This window comes from Mycoplasma cottewii (assembly GCF_024918975.1).
GTDB classification, from domain to species: Bacteria; Bacillota_I; Bacilli_A; order Mycoplasmatales; family Mycoplasmataceae; genus Mycoplasma; species Mycoplasma cottewii.
Map to the genome: position 1 here is coordinate 77,603 of NZ_CP103424.1, position 25,694 is coordinate 103,296.

At 25.4% G+C, this 25,694-nt stretch carries 18 protein-coding genes; 7 read left to right on the forward strand and 11 right to left on the reverse strand.

Annotated features, from left to right (window positions below; genetic code table 4):
* Positions 1 to 85: 85 nt before the first annotated feature.
* From NX779_RS00320 to NX779_RS00360, 9 genes are all read right to left on the reverse strand, one after another.
* The gene (locus NX779_RS00320) at positions 86 to 385 is read right to left on the reverse strand and encodes a hypothetical protein (protein WP_259430249.1); all 300 of its coding nucleotides are present in this window, start codon (positions 383 to 385) and stop codon (positions 86 to 88) included.
* A gap of 21 nt (positions 386 to 406) precedes the next feature.
* On the reverse strand, positions 407 to 1,909 hold the full coding sequence (gene lysS, locus NX779_RS00325) for a lysine--tRNA ligase (protein ID WP_259430250.1): 1,503 nt from the start codon (positions 1,907 to 1,909) through the stop codon (positions 407 to 409).
* A 1-nt stretch (position 1,910) separates the two neighbouring features.
* Positions 1,911 to 2,885 carry a tRNA dihydrouridine synthase DusB gene (gene dusB / locus NX779_RS00330; protein ID WP_259430251.1) on the reverse strand — a complete coding sequence of 325 codons (975 nt, stop codon included), beginning with the start codon at positions 2,883 to 2,885 and terminating at the stop codon, positions 1,911 to 1,913.
* Positions 2,886 to 2,888: 3 nt separating this feature from the next.
* Positions 2,889 to 3,203, reverse strand: coding sequence for a DUF1904 family protein (locus NX779_RS00335; protein WP_259430252.1), 315 nt, complete (start codon positions 3,201 to 3,203; stop codon positions 2,889 to 2,891).
* Between the two features lie 121 nt (positions 3,204 to 3,324).
* On the reverse strand, positions 3,325 to 3,762 hold the full coding sequence (locus NX779_RS00340) for a peroxiredoxin (protein ID WP_259430253.1): 438 nt from the start codon (positions 3,760 to 3,762) through the stop codon (positions 3,325 to 3,327).
* Positions 3,763 to 3,784: 22 nt separating this feature from the next.
* Complete coding sequence (locus NX779_RS00345) at positions 3,785 to 6,031, reverse strand: S8 family peptidase (RefSeq protein WP_259430254.1); 2,247 nt, start codon at positions 6,029 to 6,031, stop codon at positions 3,785 to 3,787.
* Positions 6,024 to 7,070 carry an ATP-binding protein gene (locus NX779_RS00350; protein WP_259430255.1) on the reverse strand — a complete coding sequence of 349 codons (1,047 nt, stop codon included), beginning with the start codon at positions 7,068 to 7,070 and terminating at the stop codon, positions 6,024 to 6,026. Before NX779_RS00350 ends, NX779_RS00345 begins: the two co-directional genes overlap by 8 nt.
* A gap of 162 nt (positions 7,071 to 7,232) precedes the next feature.
* Positions 7,233 to 8,762, reverse strand: coding sequence for a methionine--tRNA ligase (metG, locus tag NX779_RS00355; RefSeq protein ID WP_259430256.1), 1,530 nt, complete (start codon positions 8,760 to 8,762; stop codon positions 7,233 to 7,235).
* 253 nt (positions 8,763 to 9,015) lie between these two features.
* On the reverse strand, positions 9,016 to 11,034 hold the full coding sequence (locus NX779_RS00360; protein WP_259430257.1) for a hypothetical protein: 2,019 nt from the start codon (positions 11,032 to 11,034) through the stop codon (positions 9,016 to 9,018).
* Positions 11,035 to 11,098: 64 nt separating this feature from the next.
* On the opposite strand from NX779_RS00360, the gene NX779_RS00365 reads away from it, so the two are divergent.
* The 6 genes from NX779_RS00365 (at position 11,099) to NX779_RS00390 (ending at position 19,576) form a co-directional block, all read left to right on the forward strand.
* Positions 11,099 to 12,589: a GxxExxY protein gene (locus NX779_RS00365; protein WP_259430258.1), complete on the forward strand. Its 1,491-nt coding sequence runs from the start codon at positions 11,099 to 11,101 to the stop codon at positions 12,587 to 12,589.
* Positions 12,590 to 12,685: 96 nt separating this feature from the next.
* A complete protein-coding gene (locus tag NX779_RS00370) occupies positions 12,686 to 13,720 on the forward strand; it encodes a ribose-phosphate diphosphokinase (RefSeq protein ID WP_259430259.1) in 1,035 nt (344 codons plus the stop codon).
* Entirely contained in the window at positions 13,720 to 14,283 is a 564-nt protein-coding gene (gene pth / locus NX779_RS00375; RefSeq protein ID WP_259430260.1) for an aminoacyl-tRNA hydrolase, read from the forward strand. The genes NX779_RS00370 and pth overlap by 1 nt, the downstream gene beginning before the upstream one ends.
* Before the next feature lie 136 nt (positions 14,284 to 14,419).
* On the forward strand, positions 14,420 to 15,379 hold the full coding sequence (locus NX779_RS00380; protein WP_259430261.1) for an L-lactate dehydrogenase: 960 nt from the start codon (positions 14,420 to 14,422) through the stop codon (positions 15,377 to 15,379).
* 89 nt (positions 15,380 to 15,468) lie between these two features.
* Positions 15,469 to 17,325 carry a PTS transporter subunit EIIC gene (locus NX779_RS00385; RefSeq protein WP_259430262.1) on the forward strand — a complete coding sequence of 619 codons (1,857 nt, stop codon included), beginning with the start codon at positions 15,469 to 15,471 and terminating at the stop codon, positions 17,323 to 17,325.
* The gene (locus NX779_RS00390; RefSeq protein WP_259430263.1) at positions 17,309 to 19,576 is read left to right on the forward strand and encodes a glycoside hydrolase family 31 protein; all 2,268 of its coding nucleotides are present in this window, start codon (positions 17,309 to 17,311) and stop codon (positions 19,574 to 19,576) included. The genes NX779_RS00385 and NX779_RS00390 overlap by 17 nt, the downstream gene beginning before the upstream one ends.
* 46 nt (positions 19,577 to 19,622) lie before the next feature.
* On the opposite strand, the gene NX779_RS00395 is transcribed toward NX779_RS00390, so the two are convergent.
* On the reverse strand, positions 19,623 to 22,727 hold the full coding sequence (locus tag NX779_RS00395) for a BspA family leucine-rich repeat surface protein (RefSeq protein WP_259430264.1): 3,105 nt from the start codon (positions 22,725 to 22,727) through the stop codon (positions 19,623 to 19,625).
* A gap of 17 nt (positions 22,728 to 22,744) precedes the next feature.
* Entirely contained in the window at positions 22,745 to 24,685 is a 1,941-nt protein-coding gene (locus NX779_RS00400; RefSeq protein ID WP_259430265.1) for a BspA family leucine-rich repeat surface protein, read from the reverse strand.
* A 155-nt stretch (positions 24,686 to 24,840) separates the two neighbouring features.
* On the opposite strand from NX779_RS00400, the gene NX779_RS00405 reads away from it, so the two are divergent.
* The gene (locus NX779_RS00405) at positions 24,841 to 25,686 is read left to right on the forward strand and encodes a hypothetical protein (protein WP_259430266.1); all 846 of its coding nucleotides are present in this window, start codon (positions 24,841 to 24,843) and stop codon (positions 25,684 to 25,686) included.
* The last annotated feature ends 8 nt before the right edge of the window (positions 25,687 to 25,694 follow it).

Here is a 25,694-nt window from a genome sequence, read left to right on the forward strand (position 1 = left end):
TTAACAATTAAAAGTTAAATATACTCAACAATATTAGTATTAGGAAAATATTAAAAAAACTTGCCAATTGCAAGTTTGTTTTTGATTAGGAAAGTAAAGCTAAATTGTCTTCTAGTTCTTTTATTTTATACTCTAATTCCATTATTCTTTGTTTTAGTTCATATTTTTTATTTTTTCAATTTTCGTATTTGTCTTTTTTTGATAAGTATATAAATACATAAATAACAAAGAATAAAGGTACGATAATTAATAAAATTGAAAAAACATTAAATTGAGTTTCTTGTATTGGATCTGCTAATAAATTAGTATATTCAGATTCTAAAAACTTTTTTTGATTAGTTAGCATTTCAATACTATCTTTTATTTTCTGTTGTTTTTCTTGCATATATAACACACTCCTGTACTTCTAGTCTCTTGGTTTCATTTGTGGGAATAATAACACGTCTTTAATTGATTCACTATTTGTTAATAACATAACTAATCTATCAATTCCAATACCAATTCCAGCAGTTGGTGGCATTGCGTGTTCTAAAGCTTCGATAAAATCAATATCCATATCTGTAGCTTCGTCGTTTCCTTTGTTTTCTTCTTCGATTTGAGCTTTAAATCTTTCGTATTGATCTATTGGATCATTTAACTCACTGAAAGCATTAGCATATTCTCTTCCGATGATGAATAATTCAAATCTATCAGTAAATCTTGGATCTTCAGGATTCGATTTTGCTAATGGAGAAATTTCTTTTGGATGACCATAAACAAATGTAGGTTCAACAATTGTTGATTCAACAAATTCTTCATAGAATAAGTTAATAATGTGTCCAACTGTTTCTTGGTGTTTTTCAACATGAACGTTGTGTTCTTTTGCTAATTGCATAGCTTGTTCAACTGTCATTTCTTGTCAGAAATCAACTCCAGTTACTTGTTTAATTCCATCTACCATGTGTAATCTTTTAAATGGTTTAGATAGATCTAATGTAACATCTCCGTATTTAATAATTGATGATTCATTAACACTAGCATTACATACTCTGAAAATTTGTTCTGTTAGATCCATTAAAAAGAACATATCTTCATAAGCAACATATAACTCAATACTTGTAAATTCAGGATTATGACGGGTACTCATTCCTTCATTTCTAAAGATACGACCTATTTCATAAACTCCTTCAAATCCACCAACAATTAAACGTTTTAAGTGTAATTCAGTAGCGATTCTTAAATATACATCAGTATCTAATGCATTATAGTGAGTATTAAATGGTTTAGCAGCAGCCCCTCCTCTTAGTGAATGTAAAATAGGAGTTTCAACTTCCATATATCCTTTTTCATCTAAGAATTTTTGAAGTGTTCTAATTATTTTAGTTCTAGCTTGGAATGTTTTTCTAACGTCATGATTCATTATTAAATCAACATATCTTCTTCTGTATTTTTCTTCGATATCTTGAATTCCAGCGTGCTTGTCAGGTAGTGGTCTTAATGCTTTTGATAATAAAACAACTTCTTTACATCTAACAGTTAATTGACCATGATCTGTTTTCATCATGATACCTTTTACTCCGATAATATCACCTAGATCGAAATCTCTAAAATCTTCAAAAGCTTCAGCTCCGATTTCATCTAATCTAACATATAATTGAATACCAGAATCTTGATCGTCAATATTAACAAAAGCAGCTTTTTTACCAGCTTCTCTATATAATTTAATTCTTCCTGCAACACTAATAATATCTTGATTCATTTGAGCTAATTCTTCTTTAGAGAATTGTTCAAATTTTTCGTTTAATTCTTTTAGTGAGTTAGTTCTTTGGAATTTAGTTATTTTATATGGATCTTTATTTTTTTTAACTAATTCTTGATGTTTTTCTCTTCTTACTAATTCTTGTTCGGTAAATTTTCTATCATTTATCATTTTATTCACTCCCGTATTCTTTAATAATATCTACTACATCTTTTAAAGTTTCTATTTTGTTAGCTTTTTCTTTTAACAATTTTAAAATAGGTTTTTTATCTAATACATCTAAATATCAAGTTAAATGTTTTCTAAATTCACGCATAGCTGATTGTTCATCTCTTAATTTTATAAGTAAATTAGCATGATTTAAAACAGTTTTTTCTCATTCTTCAAAACTTGGTTTTTCTAATTCTTTTCCAGTTTCTAAATAATAATTAATTTGTTCAAATATTCAAGGATTTCCTTGACATGCTCTAGAAATCATAACAGCATCACAACCTGTTAAATCTAACATTTTTTTAGCAGAAGGTCCATCAACAACATCACCGTTTCCTATAACAGGAATTTTAACTGCATCTTTAACTTCTTTAATTTTTTCTCAATCAGCGTGACCTGAGTAAAAATCACTTCTTGTTCTTCCGTGAACTGCAATAGCACTAGCTCCTGCTTTTTCAATTAATTTAGCAACTTCAACAGCATTAACACTATCTTTATCTCAACCTAACCTAATTTTTGCAGTTACTGGTTTTTTTGTATGCTCAACTACAGCTTTTACAATTTCATAAATTAGTTCAGGTGTTTTTAATAAAGCTGATCCACTTGCTGATCTAACTGCAACTTTTGGTGCTGGACAACCTAGATTTAAATCTATAATATCGCAATCAACATTTTCATCTATTCACTTAGTTGCATTAATAAAATCATCGACGTCATTTCCAAATATTTGCATACTCATTGGATGCTCTTCTTTACTTACTTGAAGCATACTAAATGTTTTTTTATTTTCATGAGCCATTCCAGCAACAGATACCATTTCAGCATAAACTAAACTAGCACCGTGTTGTTTTGAAATAACTCTAAATGGTTCGTTACTTACTCCTGCCATTGGACCTTGAACAACTTTACCTTTTATTTCAATATTACCTATTTTCATTTATTAACCTACTCTTTTAGTGTGTGCATACAACTTACCATTAACATCTGTGAAAAATATTCATACTTTTGACGAATCTTCTTTGAAAAAATTAACTATATATTCTGCAAATATTTGTTCTTTATCAGGTCTTGATAATCATTCAACAGTTATATAAATTGGATTTTGTTCTTGTTTTAATTGGAACACTTTAGAATTTTCACAAATAAATATAATATTTTCAGGATTAGCTGTTATCAGCTCAGCTATTTCATTAACCTTATTAGTAAATTTTTTAACTTTTTCTTCAGAAACTCCGCTAAATTTAATAATTGGCATATTTGTTGCACCTTTCTTTTCCTAACTTTAATTTTATTACAATTCACAAATAAATTAAACATTAGAAATTACACTTAAAATTTCTCAACAAAAACAACTTCAAGTGAAGTTGTAATAATTATTATAATTGGTTTAATAATTCACCAACGTGTTCGATATGATCAACATTTCTCATCTCTTTTATTATGTTTAATTCTTTATCTAAAACAAATGTTGATCTTTCATATTTATTTCAAGGTTTACCTTCTAATTCAATTTCAGTGAATGTTAATTTAAACTCATTAGTTAATTGCATGTCCACATCGCAAATTAATGAAAATTCTAAGTTTTGTTCACAACAAAATTCATTATTGTATTCTGGAGTATCTTGACTTACACCAACAACATTATAACCTTTGTTTTTAAATTCGTTTAAGTGTTTTTGATATTCTAAAGCTTCTAATGTACATAGTCCAGTTTTTGCTTTAGGATAGAAAAATATTACTAACCCTTTTTCTCCGACTAGATCTGATAAATTTACTAAATTGTTTTTACAATCTTTTAATTGGTAATTTTTCATAATAAATCTCCTTATCTATTTGCTAATCAAACTTGATAGTTTCATTACTTTTATTATAAACTTCAACTTTGTTTTCTATGTCAATTTGAGTTACAATTCATCCTCTAAATTCACAATTTTTAATAAAATCAGCATAATAATTATTTTTATCAACAGACTTAAGTGTTACAACAAGTCCATATTTAAGATTTTTATCTTTTACTGTTTCTAATCTTTCTTTTGTTAGAATATTAATTCCTCAATAACCTTGTTCTTGTTTTGATTTTGTAGGTTTTACAATTCGTCCAGTGTTAGTAAATAGATTTTGTTGGATGTGTTTTGTGTTATTTCATTTTTTAAATTTTTGTCTTGCTTCTTGTTCAAAAATAGAGACAGGTTCATCATAAGATTGTTTATTTTTATTTATTGGGTCAATCATTATTTTCCTATTTTTTTGAATAATTTTTCCAAATTTTATATCCATTTCTGTATCTGTATAATCTACACCTTGGGTTTTTGAAACTTTTGGAAAATAACACATTGTAAGTTTAGACACAAATGGATGTTTATAATCTTTATTTAATGGAACAGGCAAAGTATAGTTAAATGTTTCATATTTTCTAACTGTTCCTTGAATAATAAATCTTATCTCATCTTTTGGTGTTTCTAATATGTCTTTTATATGAATAGGAACAACTCCATGTCCTGTTGTATTAATATTTTTATTATCATCTGTTCAATTTGTTGAAGAATGTATTAATAATGCCTTTGCAACTTCTTTTGACATTCCAATAACTTCAATTAAATAACATAACTTTCTAGCTATTCAAGGTGCAGCAAATGAAGTACCAATAGCATATCGTTGTTCAAATCCTGAACAAACTCTTATACCTTTTTTATCACTTCCACCATAATAAGAAATATCAGGTTTATTAAAAAGAGATAATACCGGACCAGATCTTGAATAATTAGTACTATTTTTTTCAAAATCAACTGAGTTTACAACAATAGAGTTTATTGAATCAGCAGGAGCACCTATTTTAATAATTTCATTTGATGTTTTATTTGTTCCTGATATAACAAAAATAACATTATTTTCAGCTTGAATTCTGTCTAAAAATTCAGCTTCTATTGAAATAAAATTTTCACTTATTTCTTTTGTTGAACCTAAAGATAAATTTCAAACTTTTATATTTTTATTAGTTCTAATAATTGATTCAATTTCTTTTAGTAACGTAAATGAACTAAATCTTGTTTGTTTTGCAACACCAAAATGTTTAACTCTAAAATTACCACATCCATCATCTAGTTCAGGATTTAACCTATGTCCATCAACTATAATTGAACTAACTTGAGTGCCGTGTATATAATCTTCAACACTTCTATTTATATTCTCATCTAATCTATCTTCATATTCTACTCACTCTGAAAAATAAGTATTTTGTTTATCAAATAATGTATCTATTACACCTATTATTGGTTCATTTGATGGTTTTTTTATTTCTGTTATAGTTTGTTGTGTTTCTTTTGAATTTAAAGGATCCATTTTTGAAATATCACTAATTCCCATAGCAATTAAATACGGTGCTTTTTGAACAAAATGTTTAAGTTGTTCAGCATTTAAATAAAAAGTTGTTTCATTTAATTTTGGTACAGTTAATGGATTTATGTCTAGTTGTTTAAGGATTTCTGAAGTTTTGATTTTTATATCATAAATAGTTATAATTGATCCACCTTCTAAGAATTCATCAAATTGATCAACTCCAAAACTTTTTATGTAATATGTATCAATTATTGTATTTATTAGTCTTGTTTTTGTTAAGTTTTTAGAAAAAGAATTATCAAAATTTTTATTAATATATAAAATATCGTCTTGTGAAATTTCTTTGTATTGATATTTATTTAGATAATTTATACATTCTTTTAAATTTAAAATAGAGTTTTCTAATATTTCATTAGTTATACAATATGTGATTATATGATAACTTGGTATTGTTTTAGAGAACTTAGCACCAACTACATTTTTATTATTTTTTAGAGCATCATTTTCAAATATAGCTTTTATTCTATTGCTTTTTGAAATAATTCTTTTGTAATGAACACTAACAAGAGGATTAATTTTTAATTTTTGAGAATCTCAGAATTGTTTTATTGTGATTAATTGTTCTTTTAAATCAATTAGTTCTTTAACATTAAGTTTTGCGTTATTAGGTAATTGATTAGAACCTATTTTTTTTGTGTAGTATTCAGACTTAAATTCATTTCTTAACTCTATAACCTTATTAGACATACACTTTTCCTTTCAATTCTCTACCTACCTGGCTTTTAGATACACCAGTTAAAATTTCTATTTCTCTTAGTGTGAAACCTTTTTCTTTAAGTTCTTCTAAATTATATTCTTTACCATTAGTTATCTTTTTATAAAGTCTTTTTAGATAATCAAATTCATTATTAGGATCACTAAAAGCAAGTGAAGTTTTTATAACATTTTCTAAGATTCCGGGATGCGGAATTTGATCATATAATGAAATAATTTTTCTAAACATTCTTGAATTTTTTGCTATGTATTTAAGTTTTTTTGAATAATCACTAAATATAATTTCTGATATATCTAATAAATCGCGTTGTGAATATCTATCAAAATCAACAATTGAATCAAATCGACGACTAAGTGCTTTATCTAACAGTTCATATAGATTTGTTGTTGCAATAACAATAACTTTTTTATTTAAGTTATCTAGACCTTTTAAAACAGTTGATGTAGCTCTTCCCATTTCTCTAACATCATTACTATTTGTTCTATCTAAGGCTAAAGCATCAATTTCATCGAATAGAATAATTGCATTTTCTGGTACTAATAAATTATTTATTTCATCAAAAAGCATAGTAATATTTTTTTGAGTTTGACCTAATTTACTATTTATAAGTGACGAAAAATCAACAACAAAAAGATCTCTTTTAAGAATTCTCGCGATTTGTTTTGTTGTTTCAGTTTTTCCAGTTCCAGGCGGACCTATAAATAAAAATTTATTAACTCCTAATTGGTTATTTGACGAATTTATTATTCCAATAATGTCGTTGTTTATTTCTTCAGGAATAGGTAGTGGTTTGTTTTCTATTTCAACTCTTCTTATTCATTCTGTTTGATTTTCATTAAATTGTGGAACAAAAGTATTTGCATTAGAAAGAAGTGAGGATATATATTCGGTTAGTTTAGAATCTCCATTTAAATAAAAATCATTTGCTATCAAATATGCCTCATCTCTAAAAGCACTATCATTGTTTTCTACATGGTATTTTATCAAATTTATAACATTAGCTTTTTTCATTATAATCACCTTAACTTTAGTTTAACATCTAGGGACAAATAAAACTATATTAGGGACAAAAAATAATAAAAATACCTTGAACAAACAATCAATTACTATTAAATATAACTCTATAAAACAATAAATTCATTACACTTGCAAAACAAATGTAATGAATTTTTATTATTCTTTAACTCTTATGAATAATACTTTTTTATCATTTAATTTATTAAATTTGATATCTTTAAATGTTTTTAAATTATCAAAGTTAATTTCTACATTTTCTAATCCACATTGTTCAATCATATCATCATATTTTTCAACTAAAATAGGTTTTAATAAATAACTTATAATTGACATACATCTTTGTAGAGTAGCTAAAACAGTTTTTAGTTTATCAATATCATTTTCTTTTGCTAAATTTCATGGAGCAGTATCTTCAATATATTTGTTACATGATGCAGATAAATCTAATACATTTCTAACTGCAGCACTTATTTTATATTGATCCATATTTTTAACATATTCATCAATTGTTTTAATAGATAAATCAATTAATTCTTGATCATATTCAATATCATTTAAATCAATATATCCATTGAAATATTTTGTAATCATATTATGAGTTCTGCTTATTAAATTACCTACATTATTAGCTAGATGAGCGTTAAATGATTCAATAAATAATTCTAAACTAAAGTTACCGTCTTTTTCTGTTGGAAGATCATTTGCTATATAAAATCTTAGAGCATCAGATGAATAAGTATCTATTATCTTAATAGGATCAATTACATTTCCAAGTGATTTACTCATCTTAGTATTTTTATTTAATATTCAACCATGACCTAGTAAATGTGTAGGTTGACGTAGATCTAAAGCTTTTAACATTACCGGTCAATAAATCGAATGGAATCTAATAATTTCTTTTCCTGCTAATTGTAGAATTTCTGTATCTTTATCATTTCAGAATTTTTCAAATAAATGATCATCATCTTGCATATAACCTAAAGCAGTAATATAGTTACTTAAAGCATCTAATCAAACATAAATGATATGTTCAGGATTTTGATCAATTGGAATACCTCATTTAAAACTTACTCTAGTTACTGATAGATCTTTTAATCCTGGTTCAACGAAATTTTTTAACATTTCATTTCTTCGGTAATCAGGGATTAAAAATTCACTTTTTAATAGATCTTCAATAAAAACTTGAAATTCACTAACTTTTAAAAAGTAAGTATCTTCATTAACTGTTTGAGGTTTTGTATTTGAAATTTTACACATTCCATCTTTATCAAGTTGATCAGCATTTAAAAACTCTTCACAACTAACACAATAAATACCTTGATATTCTCCTTTATAAATTAATCCTTTTTCATATAATTTAGTAAATATTTTTTTAACAGCTTGTTCATGATAATCATCAGTTGTTCTAATGAATTTATCATATTTAATATTTAACTTTTCTCATAACTTTTTAAAGCTTTCAACTTTTGGATTTAAGTACTCTAATGGACTAACATTTTCTTCTTTAGCTTTTGCTTCAATTTTTTGTCCATGTTCATCACTTCCAGTTAAAAAGAAAGTTTCATAACCTTGTTCTTTTTTGTATCTATTTAAAATATCTGCTAGTGTTGTTGTATACGCATGACCTAAGTGAAGATTTCCACTAGGATAATAAATTGGTGTAGTTACATAAAATTTCTTACTCATCTTTTTACCTCCATTTTAGATTTATTTAATTTAATAATATTTTATAATACTAGTTTGTTTATATTAGTTATCTATATTTTATTGTATAGTATTTTTGTATTTTTATAAGGTCAGTTTAATTTATAGTTAGCGTGTTTTACTTCAATAATGTATTAGCGAAAAATTTTAAAATTGTTCTGTTTTAATAACATTTAGTTTAAAAATTTAATCAGTTAAATGAATATAGCAAAAGGTGCAAAAGCACCTTTTCTAATTATTTTATTAATCTAAGTTTTAAACTATTTTTAAATCAGTTTTCATATGAGATTTTAACTTCAACAGAGTCATTTTTTATTTCTATAACTTCAACGTGTTTATCTTCTAATGACTGAGAAAATGTTTCAGCATATCCAAGAAATTCTCATCTGTAAAAGAAGAATAAATTTGAATATTGTTTAGCAAACGCTTCTTTTATAACTTGTTCGTTAATTTCTTTTTTACCACGAACATTTAAAGTTTTGATTTTTAACGTGTTAATGTCAATTCTATTAAATTTATATTTTACTTTAAATCTTGCTCAATATTTTTCTGAACCAAGTATTCTAATATCAGCTTCTTCATTGCTATAACGAATACTTTCTACTTTTACATCTTCTTTTTTTATTTTTAACTTTTCGAAAGTATCTTTATTAGTTTCATAAAATAATTCAATTATGTTATTTTCTAGAGGTTTTTCATCTTTTAAATCGATAGATAACTTGATATCTTTATTTTCAGAAATATCAGTAAGTCGTTTTCAATTAATTGTAATTTCACCTTTATAAAATCTTGAATTATCTACTTTTATAACCAATTTATTTTTATCACGTTCTTTTTTACTTATCTCAAGATCGCTTGCAATTAGTAATGGTAGCTTATCTTTGTTAGCAGTTATAAAATCACTTATTTCAAAATTTGCAGTTGATTCACTGTATTGGAAAATAGTATTTTTTATTCCATCAATTTTAGAAATATCTAATTTATCTTTAAGTGTAACTTCTATTTGACCTTTATAATCTTCAGAATTAATGATTGTAATAGTTGCTTTTCTCTCATTAATGTTTAAGTTAACAACATTTAAGTTTCAAAATGCTAATGGATATATTTTTTGTTTATTTAATTCAAAAAATAGATTTACTATTGAAGCTTTTATTACTGGTTCATCAGCATTTGAATCTAAACAGAATAATTCAGTTTTTAGACCTTCAATTGTGTTGATATCTTTTCTAATTCTATAAGTTATTGTTATTTGTCCTTGATACTTTTGATTATCTTTTTTAACTTTTAGAATTGCTTTGGCAGAATCACCTACTCGTCCAGGTGTTTTTTCAATTTCTAAATCATCTTTAGTTAAACCATTTTGTAAAGTTCTATTATTAATTCTTAAAAATGTAGTTATAATTTCTTGATCTTGATCATTATCTACTGCAAAGTTTTTAACTAATCGGATATTTTCGATATTAATTTTAATACTATAGTTAATTAGAACATTACCAAATCAATCGTTGTTATCATCTTTAACTTTTAATATTAAAATTCCGTCTTCATTGCTTAAAACTTCAAAATCATTTTTGTTGAAACCGGTTAACTTATCTTTGTTAATATCAATAAATTTTTGAACAATAACACTAGCATCATCTGAATTGAATGCTCCAACATTAGGATTTAAATCTAAAGTTGCAATATCAGTTTTAATACTAAAGTTAATTAGAATATTACCAAATCAATCGTTGTTATCGTCTTTAACTTTTAATATTAAAATTCGGTTTTCATTACTTACAACTTCAAAATCATTTTTAGTTAAACTAGCTAATTTATCTTTATTAATTTCGATGAATCTTTGTATTATTAAATTATCATTTTTTTGATTAAACGCTCCAACATTAGGATTTAAATCTAAAGTTGCAATATCAGTTTTAAGTCTGAAACTAATTGTAATTTCACCTTTATATTTTTGATTATCTTTTTTAACTTCAATAACTATTGAGTTTCTGTTTTCTTCTTTTAAATCAAAATCATCTTTATTAAGTTCAGCTATTTTTTCTTTATTAATATCAATAAATTTTTGAATAATTAAATTATTGTTCTTTTCTTTTATTGATCCAATATTTGTTTCAAGTTCTATTTTTGAAATATCTGTTTTTGAATTTATTTTGCTAACTAATACTCCTGTTGTAGTAGCTGCTGAAATAGTTACAAAAACTGAAGAACCTATTATCATCACTTTTTTTGTAATTAAATCTTTAAGTTTCATTTTTATCCCCTACCTTATATGAAAATGCACTAATTCATTATTGCAAAAAAAAAAAAAAAATCAAATGCAAATTGCATGGAGTGATGTGTTAATTCTTGATGAGTATCAAGATATTTCAACTGAAATTAGTGAAATGTTATGAATTATTAAAGAACAAAATCCACACATTCAAATAGTTGCAGTTGGAGATTTAGATCAAAAAATTTATGACAATACTTCACTTGATGTTTCAAAATTTATTAGTAGTTTTATAAATAATCATAAAAAAATATATTTCACAAATTCATTTAGAATGCCTAAAGATCATGCAAAAGAGTTAGGTAAAGTTTGAAATAAAAAAATAAATGGTGTTAATAAAGATTGTAAAATCTCTTGCATGACTTCAACAGAAGTTGTTGATTTTTTAGCAACAAAAGATCCAAAAGACATATTATGTTTAGGTTCTAGATCTGGAGTTATTAATGATGTTTTAAACAAGTTGGAAACGAATTACAGTGATAAATTTAACAAAAAAACTGTTTATGCAAGTATAAAAGATAGTGATCAAAATTTAACACCTAAACATGACTCAGCGATATTTACTACATTCGATTCATCTAAAGGTTTAGAAAAACCTATTTGTGTAGTTTTTGACTTTGAATTAAATTACTGATTTATAAGATTAATGCAAGAAGATTCTAAATACGAAATTTTAAGAAACATTTTTTGTGTTGCAGCAAGCAGAGGTAAAGAACATATAGTATTTGTTAATGACGTTAATGAAAAACTGACTTCAAAAATACTAATTGAAAGCAAAGAATTTAAAGAAAATCTAGAAGAATCTTTATGTAAACCTCCATTTAGAATATCAGAAATGTTTGATCATAAATATGAAGAAGATATAAACGATTGTTACGAAATGTTAGAAATTGAAAAAGTAGAATCATCAGATAAAAGTGAGATAAAAATTAAAGCAAATGACGGACTTATAGATATATCTCCTTGTATAGGTATTTATCAAGAAGCTTCGTATTTTAAAGACTATAACATTAATTTAGAAATAGAACAATATATAGAATCTGGTAAAGAAAAGACTATAAAAGTTACACAAAAAGAATATAAAAAATTTAAAAAAGAAAGGAAACCGGGACAAAATACTTTATTTTATTTTTCTTCAAACAAAACAACAAAGATATATAACACAAGTTGAAACACCTTATATAACAGAATCTGAAGAACAATTAATTCATATAAGTTGTCGGAGATTCTTTCAAAAAAAGAACAAATTCAGCAACCTTGCTATTTATCACTAGGATTTTATAAAAATGATCACCCAATAGAAGCTTTGGGGTATGCAGATGTTGTTAAAAATGATACAGTTATTGAATTAAAGTTTGTTAATGAAGTTACATGAACACATTTCTTACAAACAGCTTGCTACATGGTTGCTTTAGGATTAAAAAAAGGTGTGTTATGAAACGTTAGAAATAATGAATTTTATAGAATAAAAATCAATAATGAAGAAGAATTTAAAAAACAAGTTGCAAAAACTATTACTAAAAGAAGAAATAAATAATCACAAAATAGTCTTAAGACTATTTTTATTTACCATTTGTTTATATTTTAGATGTCTAATTTTTGTTATTATTATTTTAAAAGGTAGGGTTAATTTATGAATAATAATGATATATACATTTTCGGTCTTTCTTCAGGACAAAAACTAGCAAAAGAAGTATGTGATATTTTAGGTATCAAAGAAAAGATAGCTAAAACAACTAGATTTGCAGATGGTGAAATTTTAGTAGAAGCAATAGATTCAGTTAGAGGTAAAGAAATTTATATTATTCAAGCTACATCTATGCCTGTAAATGAAAATTTAATGGAATTATTAATTGCAATTGATGCATTTAAACGTGGTAGTGCAGAAAAAATTAATGTTGTTATTCCTTATTATGGATACGCTCGTCAAGATCGTAAAGCAAAAGGAAGACAACCGATTACTTCTAGATTAGTAGCTGATTTATTAAGTAAAGTAGGAGCAGATAGAGTTATTGTATTTGATATTCACTCTCCTCAATCAATGGGATTTTTTGATATACCAATGGATAACTTCCAAACTTCTCAAATTCTAGCTAATGAAATCGTTAATACAATTATTAAAGAAAAATTAGATAGAGATAAATGTATTTTAGTTTCTCCAGATTATGGAGGATTAAACAGAGTTCATAAAGTGGATTCATATACAACAAACATGACTAACGGAATTGCTGTTATTGGTAAAAGACGTCCTGAACCAAATAAAGCTGAAGTTGAATTTGTTTTAGGAGATATTCAAGGTAAAACTTGTTTTATTATCGATGATATGATCGATACTGGTGGAACTATTATTAGCGGGGCTAAAGCTTTAAAAGATAATGGTGCTAAAGATGTTTATATTTTTGCTTGTCACGGATTATTTAATGGTCCAGCTAAAGATAGAATGACTGAAGCTATAAAACAAAATATTGTTAAAAATGTAATTGTAACAAACACTATTGAAATTCCTGAAGATAGAAAATTTGAAGGATTAAGAATTGTATCAGTTGCTGGATTGTTAGCTGATATGATTAAAAACTCACAAGAACATCATTCATTAACTGAAGTTTATATTAAAAATAAAGAAGAAATTAAAAGAAAAATTGAAGACTTTATTAAAGAAGGAAATTAATGAAATTAATTGTAGCATTAGGTAACCCTGGTAGAGAGTATGAAATAACTAGACATAATGCCGCTTGAATAGCTGTTGATATATTATTAGAAAAATATGGATATAATTCTGTTAAACAAGAATTTAATGCTCAAGTATATACTAGTATTATTAATAATCAAAAAGTTTTATTTGTTAAGCCTTTAACATATATGAATAATTCAGGAATAGCTGTATCTCAAATTATGCATTATTACAAAATTAGTATTAAAGATTTAATAGTGATTCATGATGATAAAGATTTAAATGTTGAAAGAATTCAATTTAAAAAATCTGGATCTGCAGCTGGACATAATGGAATTAAATCTATTATTCAACATCTTTCTACTCAAGATTTTTATAGATTAAGAATTGGAATAAACCCCCCAGCTGCTGGATGAAAAATAGTTGATTGAGTGTTGTCTAAATTTAGTAATGATGAAATTTTATCTATTAAAAATACTATTAGTCAAAAATCAGATTTTATTAATGATTTTGTAGATGATAATAAAACTTTTTTACAAATCATGAATAAGTATAATTAACAAAAACAGCGAAAGCTGTTTTTTTATTTACAACCTCTGCACTTAAAAAAGTTGTTGTACTTTTTGTTTTAGCACAACAACTGTAAAACTCGAGTTATATAATATAATTGATTCAACATTTAAAGGAAATATAGATATGAAAGAAACTTCAAAAAAAGTAGTGCTAGTTGGAGCAGGAGCGGTTGGATGTTCATTCTTGTATGCTGCTATTAATCAAGGACTAGCTCAACATTACGTTTTAATTGATGCATTTAAAGATACAGCAGAAGGTAATGCATTAGATCTATTAGATGCTTTAGTAGTTATGCCTAACTCTTTTAGTTCTATTAAAGCTGGTAATTTCGAAGATTGTAAAGATGCAGATCTTATTGTAATTACAGCAGGACGTCCACAAAAACCAGATGAAACTAGATTATATATGGTTGAAGGAAATGCCAAAATCATGAAATCTATTGCTAATGAAATTAAAAAATCTGGTTTTAATGGTATTACAATTGTCGCTTCAAATCCTGTTGATATAGCAACACATGTATATCAAAAAGTTACAGGATTTGATCCACACAAAGTTATCGGTTCTGGTACTACATTAGATTCAGCAAGATTAAAAAGATTATTAGGTGAAAAACTAAATGTTAATCCTTCATCAATTGATGCATACTTATTAGGTGAACACGGAGATTCATCAGTTGCTATTTGATCTAAAGCAAATATTTGCGATAAACCAATATCTGATTACATAAAAACAAATAAAATTTCTCAAAAAGAATTAGAAGAAATAGAAAAAGAAGCAATTATGATGGCTTATAAAATTATTCATTTAAAGCACGCAACATTTTATGGAATCGGTGCTTGTTTAGCTAGAATTGCTACAGCTGTTTTAAAAGATGAAAAGGTTTGTTTAGCAGTTGGTGCACAATTAAATGGTGAATATAAAAATAGTGGATTATACACAGGAGTTCCTGCTATAGTTGGAGCAAATGGATGAGAAAAAATCATTCAATGAGACATCAACAAAAAAGAACAAGCTAGATTTGATTCTTCGTGTGAAACTCTAAGAAAAACAATTGATTCAATTAAAAATATCATTGATAAATAATAGTTATTTTACTTATAAAACAAGGGTTTTAATTTCTCTTGTTTTTTTATTTTTTTCTTGATACTATGAAAGTTGTACAAGGAGGGAAAATGAAAAAAATTTTAGATTTCAAAGCGACTAGACAAAGCAACATTCATGCATTTTTTTCAAAATTTTCTAAATCTATTTTAACGTTTGTTGCTTTACTTCCTGCTGCCGGACTAACAATTATTTTAGGTAAAATAATTGGACCTTTAGGTCTGGGAAATATTAAATCAACAGCAGCTGTTTTCAATCAAATCGGTTCAGTTATTGAAAACGTTGGATGAGCTGCTTTCACTCACATGGGTCTATTATTTGCTGTTGCCATAGGTGGAGCATGAGCAAAAAATAGATACGGTGGATCATTTGCTGCAGCATTTGCATACTTTGTTTTACTTGCTGTTGGAGCAAATATGTTTGTAACAAGACAAGCTGAAGATGGTAGTGGTATAGAGTTCTTAAACTACATCTTAGGTAGATGAGAAAAACAAGATATATTCTTTGGTCCACAAGAAGGGGTTTTATCTATTAGATACGATGCTATGGGTGGAATTGGTATGGGATTTATTGGTGCTATGATTTACAACAAGTTCTACAATTTCAATAAATTACCTAATGCATTATCATTCTTTAATGGTTCAAGATTTGTTCCATTTATGGTTATCATAATAGTATTGCCTTTATCAGTTATTATCGGTTTATTCTGACCTCTTGTTCAAACTGGTATCAATATATTAGGAAACTTATTTGTTAAAGAACAAAAAATTAAATTCTTAATGCCTTTCTTATATGGTTCATCAGAAAGATTATTATTACCATTTGGTTTACATCATATGATAACTATTCCTATGAACTATAGTGCACTTGGAGGAACAGTTGACTTTACTAGTGTTAGTCAATTTAGTAATACAACTCCAGAAAATGCAAAAATAATTGCTGAATTCTTTGCTTCTAGAGATGCAAGTGTGATTACAAATCTAAAAGCTGAAGGACAAGAAAAAATTTGATTAAGTTGAGTTACTGCTCTAGGTCAAGTTAAAAGCGAATGAGCTGATTATGCAAAAGCTAATTCATTATCATTATCAATGCAAGACACTTTTAAAGTTGTTTTAGAATCTGTTACACCTGTTAGATTTAAAGTTGGTCAAATGATAACTTCAAATGGTTCATTAATTGGAGCAGGTGTTGGAATGTGATTAGCAGTTCCAAAAGATAAACGTACAAAATATACATCAATTTATGTATCAGCAATGCTTTCATGTTTATTAACTGGTGTTACTGAACCTATTGAATTTATCTTTATGTTCTCTGCACCAATTCTATATGTGATTCATGCTATTTTATCAGGATTAGCATTTGGTTTAAGTGATTTTATTCCTATGAGAATTCATGCATTTGGTGGAATTGAAACAATTGTTAAATATCTATTTGTATTTGGACCTCTTTCAATTAGAGGTATTGGATTAGAAGGAATATTATGAATCCAAGGACTATGATTATTATTAGTTACTATCGCATTTGCTGGAATTTATTTTGTTGTATTCTATTCATTCTCAAAATTATTCAAACCTGCAATTCCTGGATTTACAAGTATTGAAGAAAATGAAAAAACTATTTCTAAACAAAACATTTCAATTGATAGTTCAACGAAAATAAGTGAAACTGAAACAACAATATCTGATACTATTGTTCAACTTCTAGGTGGATATGATAACTTAGAAGATGTTGATGCATGTATGACCAGATTAAGAGTTAAAATTAAAGATAGATCAAAAGTTGAAGATAAATTTAAAGAATTAACTAACGCTTTTGGAGTTCTTGACAGAGGTAATTCACTTCAAATAGTTTATGGACCTAAAGCAGATATTTATAAAAATGAAATTATAGAGAAAATGGAAGACTACAACAATGCCAAAACCAAATAATGTTACTAAAGAAATGTTAGAATATTCATTTCCGATTAAAGAAAGAATCTTTAATCCTAAAAACGAATATTGAGTAACTAATAAAGTTTCTGATATTTGAACAAATAATGATACTTTATTTATAGAAATAACTTTTTCTAATTTTCAAAAAGCTACTTTTAAAATACAACTTTTAGATTCAAATATTATTAATCTTAAACTTTCACAAAGACAAGTTGATGAATGTTTTAATGATCATTTAAATAAACAAATAAATAAAAAAGCTATTAATTTCACTAAAACAGATAAACAAATTATTGTTCATTTAGAAAATGATGAAAAATTAGTTTTTAACATCAATCCTTTCTCATTAATGTTGTTAGATAAAAATAATAATATTAAAACTAAAACAACATTAAGAAGTGGATATCAATTCTTTGAAGGATTTATTAATCCTAATTTAGGAATAGAAGTAGATGAAAATAAAACTCATAGATTCTTTATGTCATTTGATATTGAAAATGATGAAAAATTCTATGGACTTGGTGAAAAATTTAGACCTTTAGTTAAAAATGGAGTTGAATCAGTAATATGAAATACAGATAACTCTTGTGTAACTAATAACGATCTAGCTTACAATGGTTTACCTTTATTATATTCAACTAATAAGTGAGGATTTTTAGTTAATACAGGTGCTAAAACTACATTTGAAATAGGTTCACCAACTACTGATATATTATCTTTTAAAGTAGATCAAGATTATTTAGATTTATATTTATTTACTAATAATAGTTTAAAAGAATTAGTATCAAGCTATACATTATTAACTAATAGAATTTCAAAAGTTCCTGATATTGGTTATGGAGTTTGATTAAATAGACTTTATTATCATAACCATGAAGAATTATTTGAAGCAATTCAAAAAGTAAAAGAAACAAATTACCCATTAGATGTTATAAGTTTAGATCCTAAATGACTAAAAAATAGATATACAAAAAGTTGTAATTTTGAATATAATACTGATGCATTTGGTGATTTTAAAAAATTATTTGAAGATGTAAAATCACAAGGTTTAGAAATGTGTTTTTGAGTTAATCCATATATTCAAAATGATGGATCAGAAAACTCTAAATATTTATTTGAAAATGATTTATTAGTTAGAACAGCAAATCAAGATTATGCTCATCCTTGAACAGGAACAGAAACTTATCAAGAAAATAACTATATAATAGATTTTTCTAATCCAAAAGCCTACAACTGATATAAAAATCAAATTAAAAAATTATTTGAATTAGGATTACGATTTGTGAAACCAGATTATGGTGATGGTTTACCTGAAGACGCAGTTTTATATAATGGTTATAAATCTAAAGATTTCAAACAATACTTTATGTATTTATATGTAAAATGTTGTTATGAAGCTGGTGAAGAATTCTTTGGAACTGGTAGAAATGTAGTTGTTAGCCGTCCTGGATACATCGGAACTCAAAAATTTGTTGGTAAATGATCTGGAGATAGTGTTACAAGTTTTAGTGATTTAAAAAATCACTTACAAGCAGGATTATCATTAGCATTAGCTGGTGAAGTTGTTTGAGGAACAGATATAGGTGGATTTGTTCAGTCAAGTGATTTTAGTGAAGATTTATATAACCGTTGAACACAATTTGGAATGTTAAACACTTTTTCTAGATACCATGCTTTCGGACAAAGAGAACCTTGAAGATTTAGTAAAGAAGTTTTAGATAACTCTATTAAATGAGCTAGATTCAAAAAAACTTTACTACCAGAATTTAAAGTATGAGAACAAGAATCAATTAAAAAAGGTCTACCAATATTAAGACCAATGGTTTTAGAAAATGAAAATAATAAAATAGCTAGATTAATTGATGATCAATATTATATTGGAGAAAACATTTTAATATGTCCTATATTAAAGCAAAACTCTAATAATAGAGATGTATTTTTACCAGATGGTTCTTGATACAAGTTAAACGACAAATCAAAAGAATATCAAGGAAATCATTTATATAATTTTGATGTTGATTCAGATGATATATTAATCTTTGTTAAAAGCGGTTCAGTAATATTAAGATTTACTAATGGTGATTACAATTTTAAAAATATTAAAGATCAAGAAATTGAAGTAGATATTTACGGCCAAGTTGACAATCTTGAATACGAATTTGAAATTGATGAAGTTTTAAATAAAATTTTTATTAACAATAATGAATTTAAATATGAATCAAAACATAAAATTATTTTTAAGAAATAAAACTGAATAGCACAAAAAACAGAGCTAAGCTCTGTTTTTTTGGTTATTATCTTATTCCTTCAATTTTTTGCATACCTTTTGGTAAATTACCGCTAGCTAAAGTAAAGTGTTCATTACCGTTCGCATTAAAACATTTATAATTATTATTTCCCTCTACTTCAATAAACCTACCGTCATCAGTTTTTATAGTTCCACCTAGTATTTTAGGTAATAACCATATAGATATATTTTGATTAAAACTTGTAGCACCATTAAACATTCCATTCATATTTTCAACACATTTTAATCTAGGTCGTCAACTTTTGCTTAAATCCTGATCAAAATTTGTAGCCCCTTTAAACATGTTTTGCATATTAATATTAAAATCACATTTATCATTAACAGCAAAACGTCAACGGGCTATCTCTCCATTAAATAATGTTGCACTTTCAAACATACTACTAAAATCTCTAACATTTTTAAAGTCAAAATTTCCTTTTAGAGAATTTCCTACAAAATTTTCGGTATTAGCAAACATACATTTTACAGTCTGAACATTATTTGTGTTATTTCTTCAGTCAAAAAGTTTTTCTAACGCTTTGTCTGTTAAGTTTTTAGCCCCACAAAACATGAAACTCATATCAGTTACATTTATAGTGCTAAAGTTTATTAATTCATTAAACTGTTTAGCATCTTTAAACATACCTGATAGGTTTTTAAAGCTGTTGGTTTTTTTAGAAAAATCTACTTTTTGATTGAACGCTTCATTCTGGCTAAACATTTTTTCAAGTGTTATTGCACTAGATAAATCTCAATCTTTTATTTCTTTATTAAACTCACTTTTGTTATAAAACATATATGAAAGATCTTTAACTTTTGACATAGTTTGTCCGAACTTTCCATTTAAATTTAAATTATACTTTGAATCTTGAAATAGTCCTTTTAAACTTTCAACAGAACTAATATCTCATGAAGCTATAGATTTTTTTTCAATCTCGTTTCTATCAATACTAGTTTCTTGAAACATATATTCCATATTTTTAACTTTTGACAATTTATTAGATCATTCAGAAAAGTTTGTATGTATAGTTGTTTTATAAAACATATAACTCATATCTTCAACTTTTAAAACATTCCATTTTGCTAAATTTATTTTAAAATTTTCAGCTTCTGAAAAAGTTTTATGCATTGTTGTTACATTCGAAACATCTCAATTAGATATATCTACATTAAATTTATCAGCATCTTCAAACATTGATTCCATATTAGTTACTTTTGAAGTATTTCAAGAAGAAATATCTGCATTAAAATTTTCATTATTTTTAAATACCGCTTTCATATTAGTTACTTTTGAAGTATTTCAATCATTTAATTTATGGTTAAAGTTAGATGTTTTTTCAAACATTGATTCCATATTTTCAATATTTCTAGTTTTTTCTGCTCAGCTATTTAATGGTCTATTAAAACCACCTGCTTCTTGAAACATACCACTAGCATCAATTAAGCTAGAAACATTTCATGAGCTTAAATCACCATTAAATAAACGAGTATTTTTAAACATACTTTTCATGCTTTTTACATTTGAAACATCTCATGTACTTAAATTACCATCGAATAAACCTGCGTTTTCAAACATCGATTCAGTAGATTCGATTTCTTCAGGCAATTTATCTGGTACTTGTATTACATTTTTTGGCATTCTAACAGCTTTTATAAGATTAGAAGATTCATCTTTAAAATATCCTATTTGCTTAATGCATCAAACTGAAGAATATTTATCCGTGCTTAAATCTGTGTCAAATGTTTCTTGGATTTTTTTATCACTATCTAAATAAATAGTTGGTTTAACTCATTCTATTTTTCTTTCAGGTATTTTATATTCATAAATTTGAGAATCATAACTATATTTTAGTTGAATTTTATCTTCAAATATTTTGTTGTAATCATCAATATTGTTTAAATGAATAGCTAATTTTTCTTTTTCATTAGAAAAATTATTCTTTATGATATCTAATAACTCAGAATTTTTAATAATTTTTTTATCTTTAGGTAAAGTTATATTTTTAAATAATTCACTTACTCTTTCTTCTATTGAATTTATAAAATCATCATCATATGTAAACTTAACTTCATCCAAAACAATAGTTTTTGTTTTTTTACTTCCGTCTTGTTTTGTTTCATTTATAAAAAGAGTAACAGCTTCACCTTCTATTTTTTCATTATTTCTAGTTGTTAAGAAACTAACTTTATTTAATTCTTGTTCAGTTAGAATTTCTTTAATGTAATTAATAGCAACTTCTACATTATCTGTTTGTTTAAATTTATGCTTAATTATTAAATTTCAATATTTTTTTATTTTTAAACTAAGCTCAGTTGTAGAAATAGAAAAACCATTTAATTTATCTTCTAATTTTTCTTTGTATTGATCAGCATCTTCTATTTTTTTAGTTATATCTAAACTAGCATTAGAAACACCATCCACTTTGTTTTTAAGTAGATCTACTTTTTCTTGTACTGATAAAGAATTTCATATTTCTCTGTTTGAAGTACCTACTAGATCTATTACTTCTTGTTTATTTATTGTTCTATTAATTAGATTATTCAATTCTTCCATCTCTTTGAAAATATTACTAATTTTAGGTACAAAATTAGTTACAACGTTAGTTAATATTTTAGATAAACTACTAATCTTTTTAGAAACTAAGTCTATTAAGTTAGTAGTATCTTCTAAGTTTGTATCACTAACTTTTTCTATTTGTTCTATTTTTTTATGTTTAGAATCATCTATACTAAAATTTTCTAATTCTACAAATTCATTAGTTTGTTTATCAATGGCAGCTAAAATATAGTTTTTATTATTAATTTTAAATTCTGTATAAGAGATTAATTCATTGTTAAAAATATTTAATAAATCTTCATATCTCTTATTTGATGTTTGAATATTAGTAATTATTTTCTTATCTAGATTTTCTAGTTTAGTTTTTAATTGATTAGTGTGATCTAATATTTTTCGATACTCTTGTTCTTTTTCTTTAATATAATTTCTAATTAAAGCTGTATCATTATCAATTACATAACGATTATTGATATTGTTTATAGCAAAAGGAACGCTTGCTGAAATACTAGCTAGTGTTAATGATAATAAAGTTAATTTAAAAGCTTTTAATTTCATAAGTCCTCCTTTTTTTGTTAATTATTATTAGAAAGGTTAAAAGATATTCATCCTCATTCATTGAGTTTGTCTTTAACCTTATCAGCACCAATAAACATATCACTAAAGACTCTTTGCATATTTCTTACTCTATATTTTCAACTTGATAAGTTTTGGTCAAAAGATTTTGCATTACTAAACATATCAACACTTTCAAAAACATTTTTTACTATTCAAGAATCAAGAGGTTGATTAAAATTTGTTGCATTATTGAATAAATCTTTTGTTATTCTTACATGTCTTACATCTCATGAATTGATGTTTTGGTTAAATTGAACACAGTCTTTAAATATACCTTCTAGTCATGTTATTTTTCTAGAAATTTGAGATGGAACTTTTTTAATAGTTTTAGGCATTGTAGTAGCTTTTATTTGTTCTACACCCTCAAAAGTGTCATATCTATAACCTATATTAAGAACAGTTTCAATATTTTGATCATCAAGTTCATTTAGATCTCTAACATCAGTTTCTTTTATTTCACCGTTGCTAATATAATGAGTTTTTTGTTCTTTAGGAAATTCATTTTTTACACTTATGTTAGGAAGTTCTAATTGACAAGCTTCATGACCTGCTCAAATTGTTAATACACCATGTTGTGTTCTATCGATTCGTGGATATTTTTTAATATCTAAAAATTTATGAACATTTACTAAGTTTTGATGATGAGTCAATCTTAATCTTATTTTATTAACCATATCTCCAATTGAATCATATAGATCAATTTCATTTTCTTGTTTTAATTGTTCTCACACTTTTTGAACTTCACTTTTTAATTTTAATGATTCTTCTTTTGTTAGAATATCTTTTTTATTAACTCTTGGTAGTTCTACTAGTTTCTCAAAATTTTTATCTTCTATTTCTATTTTTATATCTTCATCAATATCGATAACTTTTTCATTTTGAAAGTCTGCTATTTTCTCTCCTTTGTATAGTTTGATTTTAACTCCCCCACCCTCTGGTATTATTATATTTCTATCCGGACCTTCTTGAGAAACATCTCCGATATGTCCTTCTATTAGTCTCACTACATCAAATACAGTCATTGTTGGACTAATAGCACGTTTAATTATTTCTCATTGTTTTAGTATTTCAACACTTGTTATACTTGTTCTTAAACTATATCCATTTAAAATATCATTATAAAATGTTTTTTCTTCTAATAGATCATAATATTTATCTAATAAAAGAATTTCATTAGGTTTTTCAGTGGTTAAGAATTTAATAATTTTATCTATTTTTTCTTCTAAAGGAATTTGAGATCAAAGTCTATCATCTGAAAAAGGAATATTAACTAAATTTAATTGTTTTAAAATTTCTTTTTCATTATCAATTCTAATTTTAGTTTCAAAAAATTTAACTGCATAATCTTGAGTGAATACTTGTTGAAAATCAGTTTTAAACTTTTTAATTAATTCAATACTACGATCTATTTTATTATTTAGATCATTTATGTTTTCATTAGTTAAAATATCATCTAATTTAGTAAGTTCGACAATATTTTTATTTTCTATTTTTTCATTATTAACTACAACTAAGTTTTTATTTTCTTTATCATAAGCTATTACAATAATATTTTTATTATTAAGAGTTATTTTAGAAAGATTAGCTATCATGTTATTAAATGTTTGACTTAAAAAATCAAAAGTTTCTTTTCTTTTAGAATTAACATTAGAAACTATAGTATTGATTTGATTAATTATTTCATTTAAATTACTTGACTCAGTATTAAGATTATTTATTTGTTGTTCATATTGATCAAGTTCTTTTTTTAATGTGTTATAAGTATTATTTCTATTAAAATCAACATTAAATGAACTGTTGGGATTATTAATAAATAGTTTATATGAAACAAGAAAAGAACTAGCACATACACTAGTTGTTAAAGTTATGAACATAGCTATTTTTCTAAATAATTTCATATTCTATTTCCTATTTCCTTTTATATTTTACAATATTGTTATTTAAATTTCATTGTTTAAATTGTATTGTCATAAATTGACTTATAAAGTTTGAAAAAATATAAATTAATGTTTTAATTAAATTGATACACATTTATAAATAGATAGGAGTAAGTATGAAAATAAAAAAATCTTACTTAGCATTAGGACTAGGTTTAGTTGCAGTTTCAACTGGTGTTATTACAAGTGTGAAACTAACAGCTAATAAAGATGATAAACAACTGATAACTTTAAGAAATCAAATAAAAACTTTTAAAGAAGAAATAAAACAAGCTAAAGATAACTTAGCAAGATTAACTGGAACTTTAACAACTAGAATTAACGCTATAAAAGATAAAGTTGAGGAATTAGCTGAAACTACTGAAAAAAATATTGCTGATTTAAAAACTATCTTTAATACAAACTTAAAAAGTTTAAATGAATTTAAATTAAAAAACTTTAGAGGTGTTGAATCTACATTCTATTTTGTAATATATGAAAATAACCAATTTAAAGTTAATGAAAATAAAACAGGAAGTCAAATTCCAAATATTGAAGCTGTAGAACAATATAAAACTGAGATGGCTAAAAAAGAAGAAAATAAAAATATTTTACAAAGAGAAAAAGAAATAATTACTGCAATTATTCAACAAGTAAGTAGCAAAATCAGAGAATCAATGCAAAAAACTTTTAATGAAGCTGTAGAACAAGTTAAGAAATTAGAAGAACTTACATCAAGATTAGAAGGTTTAAATAGTCAAGAATTAACAGATTTATTAAAAGACAATGGTCAAGATTTAACTGGTTGAGAAACAAAAGATCTTAGTGTTAAAATAGAAATAATTAAAAACGTTTTAACAAGTAAAGATCAAATTATACAAGGTTTAATTGGTAAGATAAATGAAGTTAATGGTAAGTTAGAAACAATGATAACTACTATCGATAATATAGATGGTATGTTAGAAGGTAAAACAAATAGATAGGTTGTGAA